Origin of the sequence: Cupriavidus sp. DL-D2, assembly GCF_039710735.1 — a bacterium.
Classification (GTDB): domain Bacteria; phylum Pseudomonadota; class Gammaproteobacteria; order Burkholderiales; family Burkholderiaceae; genus Cupriavidus.
Map to the genome: position 1 here is coordinate 1 of NZ_JBDKXK010000127.1, position 2,014 is coordinate 2,014.

The following is a 2,014-nucleotide window of genomic DNA, read 5'->3' on the forward strand; positions in this document are numbered from 1 at the left end:
CGCAGTTGCAGACCACGGGCATGAACGATGAGGCCGGCAAATGGGCGCTGGAGGGTCACAGTACGCTCAAGGCGTATCTGATGCTCGCAAAGCCGGAGCGCGTCGAGGCGGAGTTTCTCGCGCAACAGATCGCGAAGCACTGGTCTACGGAAGCGCGGATTTCGCCGGGGCAGAAGCAGGACCTGGCTGAGCGCTTCGGCAAGTTCTATGCAGAGCATCTGCATGCCAACGCTGATTGGCGCATCAACTTGCGCGAAGATCTCGCAAGCGGCGCGCGTCAAACGCTGCTCGCCGTCATCGGCGAGCGCAATGCGATCGATACGATCTATCAGAACGTGCTCGACGAAGCCGGCAGCAAGTATCCGGACCAGACACTGGCATCACTCACACCAGGAGCAGACCCGCGTGGACTGATTCGCTCCACGGCCGTGGTGCCGGGCATCTTCACGCGGCAAGCCTATGAGGGTCATGTGGAGGCGGCCATCGAGAAGGCCGCCAAGCGTCAGGATGTGGCGAACGACTGGGTGCTGAGCGATGGCAACGCGCAGCCGGTTGAGCATTCGAGTGAAACGGCGGAAGATCTTCAGGATGTGCTGACGGAACGGTATTTCGCCGACTATGCCGAGCACTGGCAGCGATTCATGAACGGATTGCAGTGGCAGACGACGCCGACGTTGCCGGGCGTCGTCGATCAGCTCAAGCTGATGGCCGATGCGCGGCAGTCACCTGTCATCGCGCTGATGAAATCGTTCGCGTATCAGGGTGGTGCGGGCGCACGCAGGGAATCGATCTCGGATGCGCTCGTGGAAAAAGCTCAGGTCTTCATGGGCAAGAAGGATGGCGCACCCGAAGCAGTGCGTCCCGATCCAGCCGGGCCATTGGCCGCATCGTTTGGTCCGGTGATGCGACTCGTGGGGCAAGCCGGCCAGAACAACGGCACCAATAGCGACCTCAGTCTGCAACGCTATCTGGATCGCGTCACTGCGGTGCGACTGCGCTTGCAGCAACTCACACAAAGCGCCGATGCCGACATGCAGGCGCGGCAGATGGCGCAGTCGTTGTTCCAGGGTAGAGGTTCCGACCTGGCCGATACGCATGCCTATGCGGAGTTGATGGCAGCGAGCGTCGGTGCAGAATGGGCGGGCATGGGCGATGCGTTGTTCGTGCGCCCCATCGCGCAGGCCGAGCAATCGGTGTTGCAACCTGCGCAAGCAAGCCTGAATGAAGCATGGCGACGATCGCTCGCGCTGCCGTGGAATCGCGCGTTTGGGAGTCGCTATCCGTTTGCGAACACGGCCAACGATGCGTCGCTGCCGGAGTTGGCGCGATATATCCGTCCGCAGAGTGGGCTGATCAACGCCTTCCTGATGGCCGAACTGGCGGGCGTGCTGGTGTTGCAGGGCGATCAGTGGGTGCCCGTCGGCAGCGGCAAGGAAGGGCTGAACTTCGATCCGGGCTTCCTCAAGTTCATCAACACCTTGCAGCGCGTGGGCGCGCATCTGCTGGTGCAAGGCGATCCGCAGTATCGATTCGAACTCAAGCCAATACCAACGCCGGGACTGACGAGCACGCTGCTGATGATCGATAACCAGAAGCTGCACTACTTCAACCAGCGCGAAGCGTGGCAAGCCATGACGTGGCCCGCGAACAATCTGCAGGAACCACGCACGCGGCTGCAATGGCGCACGCATACGGCGGGCACGAACAAGACGCACGAGACCGAAGGCGTGTGGGCATGGGTGCGCATGCTCGAGTATGCGCGCGTGAAATCCATCGACAGTGCCATCGTCCAGTTGACGTTCCAGGCGATTCCCGATGCGAAGGGATCAACGAAGGGGATCGGTGCCGAGTCCGAAGATGAGAGTGACAGTGCAGGCACTTTGCTGCCACGCGCCGCCAAGCTGCCGAACCCTTCCACCATGGTGTTCCCGATCCGATATCAAATGCGTAGTGCGGTGGGACGCGGTCCGCTGGAGGCACTGGAATTGCGTAACCTGAAGATGCCGGAACGGAT

General features: G+C 61.4%; 1 protein-coding gene. It reads left to right on the forward strand.

Features of this window, described 5'->3' with window-relative positions:
* Positions 1-2,014: ImcF-related family protein (locus tag ABDB81_RS30285; RefSeq protein ID WP_346814406.1), on the forward strand; the 2,014-nt coding region annotated here is incomplete at both ends.